Here is a 3911-nt window from a genome sequence, read left to right as displayed (position 1 = left end):
CCTGGATCCACCGCGTAGCGGACGGGCCGTGGACGGAGAAATCAGAAGAGGTGCCCGCTGACCTGGGATGATGGGAGTTCCTACGCTTCCACCGGTCCCGACCTGCAAGGCACCTCTCAAGTGAAATCGTCCCACAGCCCGGCGCGGGTGTTTGCCGCGTTCGACGAGCCGAATCTCATCGCGCATGCCGGACTGGTCCCGGTGATCCGGCTGGCCGAGCGGTGCGGCCTGCCGGCTCTGGTGGCCGAGAAGGTCAAACTGACCGGCGCGGCCAACGGCGCCGGCACGGCCCCCGACGCGAAGGCGATGAGCATCGTGGGCGGCATGGCCGCCGGCGCCGACTCCATCGACGACCTGGATGTCCTGCGGCACGGAGGGCTGCGGAAGCTCTTCGCAGGGGTGCGGGCACCGTCCACGCTGGGCACCTTCCTGCGCGCCTTCACCTGGGGACACGTCCGGCAACTCCAGTCCGCGACAAGCGCGTTCACCTGCAACCTGGCCGCCCACACCGGACTGGTGCCCACGACGGACGAGGTGGTGTTCGTCGACATCGACTCCAAGGTCAAGCAGGTCTACGGCCCGGCCAAGCAGGGCGCCTCGTTCGGCTACACCAAGGTCCGCGGGCTGCACTTCCAGATCGTCACGGTCAAGACGTCCACCTGCGCGCCGGTCATCGTCGCCACCCGGCTGCGCAGGGGCTCGGCGGGCTCCGGCAAGGGGGCGGCGAGTCTGCTGCGCGAGGCGCTGACCACGGTGCGGGCCATGGGGATCACCGCACAGATCATCGTGCGCGCCGACTCGGCCTACTTCTCCCACAAGGTCGTCGCCGCCTGCCGTCGGGCCGGCGCCCGCTTCTCGCTGGCCGTCGCGGTCACCAAGACGATCCGCGAAGCGATCGCGTCCATCGCCGAGGACGCCTGGACGCCGATCCGGTACACCGACGCGATCTGGGACGCCGAGGAGGAACGCTGGATCTCCGACGCCGAGATCGCCGAGATCCCGTTCACCGCGTTCACCAGCAAGAAGAAGCAGTTCCACACCACCGCCCGGCTGATCGTCCGCCGCGTGAAGCGGCTGAACCCGAAGACGGTGCCCGACGGACAAAGTGAGCTGTTCGCGGTCTGGCGCCATCATGTGGTCTTCACCGACAGCACCTTCGTCCTGACCGACGCCGAGCCCATGCATCGTGCTCACGCCGCGGTGGAACAGGTCTTCGCCGATCTGGAGGACTCCGCCCTGGCCCACCTGCCCTCGGGGAAGTTCACCGCGAACGCGGCCTGGCTCACCCTGGCCGCCACCGCCTACAACCTCACCCGCGCGGCCGGACACCTCGCTTCCGCCTTCCACGCACGGGCACGGACCGGCACGATCCGCCGTCATCTCATCGCCGTTCCGGCCCGCATCGCCCGCCCGGGACGACGAGTAGTGCTGCATCTGCCCCGACGCTGGCGCTGGGCCGACGACTTCACCGACCTGTGGACCGCCACCGGGCAGCGGATGCAGACCTGACCAACCGGACCCCCGCCCGTCCACGATCTGGAAGACCTCGGAGAACCCGCCACCGGAACGGCCATCCGGAAACCCGCCCTGCCCGGAACCGAAAATCCACCCCGAAACCAATCACACCGCGCGATCAAAGATCACGCGGTGGATCGAGGCTGAGTCCTGTACCTGACGGAAACTCCACCCGCGAAGCCGATGCCACCGTGGGCGGCCGGCCGGTCGCCGTGCTCGCCGAAAAGACCACGACCGAGACCACGACCGTCTACATCGCCAAGGAGGGCAAGCCCTACCTCTTGAGGGGTACGGTCGCAGGCGGCAACGAGTCCGTGGACCTCACCTTCACCGACCACAACAAGCCCGTCGACACCACCCCACCGCCGGCCGACCAGATACTCGACCCCACCACGCTCCGCTGAGCCTGCGAGGGCTGCGACGTCCCACGCTGATGCAAGGACTGTAAGACGTTCGGTGCAACTCCCGATCAAGGAAGATGCACCGATGACCAGAGAGAACGTGGCCGATTCCGAGAACGCCGAGTTGGCTGAGCCGCAGCCGTCGAAGTCCGTGGATGACCAGCTGATTGACGAGCTGGTTGGCCGGGCTCAAGCGGAAGGTCTCCAGCTGACCGGCGAATGCGGTCTGCTCCAGCAGCTCACCAAGCGTCTGCTGGAGTCCGCCCTGAAGGGCGAGATCACCGACCATCTCGGCTATGACAAGCACGATCCGGCCGGGAAGAACGGCGGCAACAGCCGCAACGGCACCCGCGCCAAGACCGTACTCACCGACGTCGGCCCGGTCGAGATATCCGTGCCCCGCGACCGGGACGGCTCCTTCGAACCGAAGATCGTCAGGAAGCGGCAGAAGCGCCTGACCGGCGTTGACGAGATGGTGATCTGGGACCTGTCCCCCCGTTACCTTTTTCGTGGCCCCGCAACGGGGCGCCTGGCCCCCGGGCCCGGTATGGCTGTGTGCCCCCTGTCGTACGCATGACCTGGGGGGTGCCGCCGGGCCTCAGGGCACCGCTTGACCGCTGATGAGGGGCCTGACGACCGCCCGGTCCGGCGCAACGCCGGACCACTTCAGGGACGGGATGTCTGCGTAACGTGGTTGCCGGCGTGTGGTGCCGCAGGGACGGCCAGGATCGGGCACGAGGGCACGTCGAGGGGGCACGCGTGCATGGTCGACACCGTCGGCATAGATCTGTTCCTCGGCCTTGACCTGGGCAAGGAGTTCCACCACGCCCATGGTCTGACCGGGCAGGGCAAGACCGTCCACGACAGGCGGCTGCCCAACACCGAGCCGAAACTGCAAGAGCTCTTCGAGAAGCTGGTCGCGAAGTTCGGTACCGTCCTGGTCGTCGTCGACCAGGACGCCAAGATCGGCGCCCTGTCGATTGCCGCCGCCCGCGCGTCGGGCTGCCGGGTCGCCTACCTGCCCGGCCTGTCCATGCGCCGGGCCGCCGACCTCTACCCCGGCGAGGCCAAGACCGACGCCCGCGACGCTTACGTCATCGCCGACACCGCCCGCACCATGCCGCACACCCTGCGCGCGATCGACCGCGACGACGAGGCACTCGCCGAGCTGACCATGCTCACCGGTTACGACAACGATCTGGCCGGTGAGATCAACCGCACCACCAACCGGCTGCGCGGCCTCCTCGCCCAGATCCACCCCTCCCTGGAACGTGTCCTGGGTGCACGTCTGCACTATCCCTGCATTCAGGCCCTGCTGAGCCGGCACGGCTCGCCGGGGAAACTGAAGAAGCTCGGCCGGGCCCGTTGCGAGGCTCTGCTCAAGGCGCACGGCTCGCGCAAGGCGAAGCGGCTCACCGAGGAGATCTTCACCGCCCTGGCCGAGCAGACCCTGACCGTCCCCGGCACCGACGCCTCCGCCCTGATCGTTCCGGGACTTGCCGCCCAGCTCGCCGCCGCCCACACCCAGCGTCAGGCCACCGAGGCCGAGATCGCCGCCCTGCTGGAGGCCCTCCCTCTTTTCCACCTCCTGACGTCGCTGCCCGGCATGGGCGTCAGGACCACGGCCGCCGTGATCGTCGCCATCGGCGACGGCAGCGGATTCCCCACCGCCGGGCACCTCGCCTCCTACGCCGGACTCGTCCCCGCGACGAAGTCCTCGGGGACCTCCATCCGCGGCGAGCACGCACCCCACCGCGGCAACCGCCTGCTCAAACGCGCTCTGTTCCAGGCCGCGTTCGCCGCGATCGGCTGCAAGAGCGACCTGGCCTCGAGGGTCTACTACGACCGCCAGCGCGCCCGCGGCAAGACCCATACCCAGGCCATCCTCCGCCTGGCGAGACAACGTGTGAACGTGATCCACGCGATGATCCGCACCGGCACCTTCTACGAACCCCGTACCCTCGGCCTCGCCGCCTGACCAGCCCACCCGCCCCC

The 3911-nt window shown here is 68.6% G+C and carries 3 protein-coding genes and 1 pseudogene; all 4 read left to right on the top strand.

Annotation, left to right across the window (positions count from 1 at the left end; all coding sequences use genetic code 11):
- The first annotated feature begins 120 nt into the window (after window positions 1-120).
- The 4 genes and pseudogenes from RH94_RS25735 (at window position 121) to RH94_RS25720 (ending at window position 3894) form a co-directional block, all read left to right on the top strand.
- Window positions 121-1509 carry an IS1380 family transposase gene (locus tag RH94_RS25735; protein ID WP_073945630.1) on the top strand — a complete coding sequence of 463 codons (1389 nt, stop codon included), beginning with the start codon at window positions 121-123 and terminating at the stop codon, window positions 1507-1509.
- 197 nt (window positions 1510-1706) lie between these two features.
- Complete coding sequence (locus RH94_RS25730; RefSeq protein ID WP_234426052.1) at window positions 1707-1919, top strand: hypothetical protein; 213 nt, start codon at window positions 1707-1709, stop codon at window positions 1917-1919.
- A gap of 82 nt (window positions 1920-2001) precedes the next feature.
- Window positions 2002-2397 (top strand): annotated as a pseudogene (locus RH94_RS25725) (transposase); the annotation flags it as partial.
- A gap of 282 nt (window positions 2398-2679) precedes the next feature.
- Entirely contained in the window at window positions 2680-3894 is a 1215-nt protein-coding gene (locus tag RH94_RS25720) for an IS110 family RNA-guided transposase (RefSeq protein WP_073950367.1), read from the top strand.
- Window positions 3895-3911: the final 17 nt, after the last annotated feature.

The organism is Streptomyces kebangsaanensis (genome assembly GCF_001906585.1).
Lineage (GTDB): Bacteria > Actinomycetota > Actinomycetes > Streptomycetales > Streptomycetaceae > Streptomyces > Streptomyces kebangsaanensis.
This window is presented reverse-complemented; position numbering and strand designations above follow the sequence as displayed.

Excerpts from the sequence above, each read along its gene's own strand:
- RH94_RS25720 (WP_073950367.1), top strand. The coding sequence starts at position 2,680 with ATGGTCGACACCGTCGGCATAGATCTGTTCCTCGGCCTTGACCTGGGC.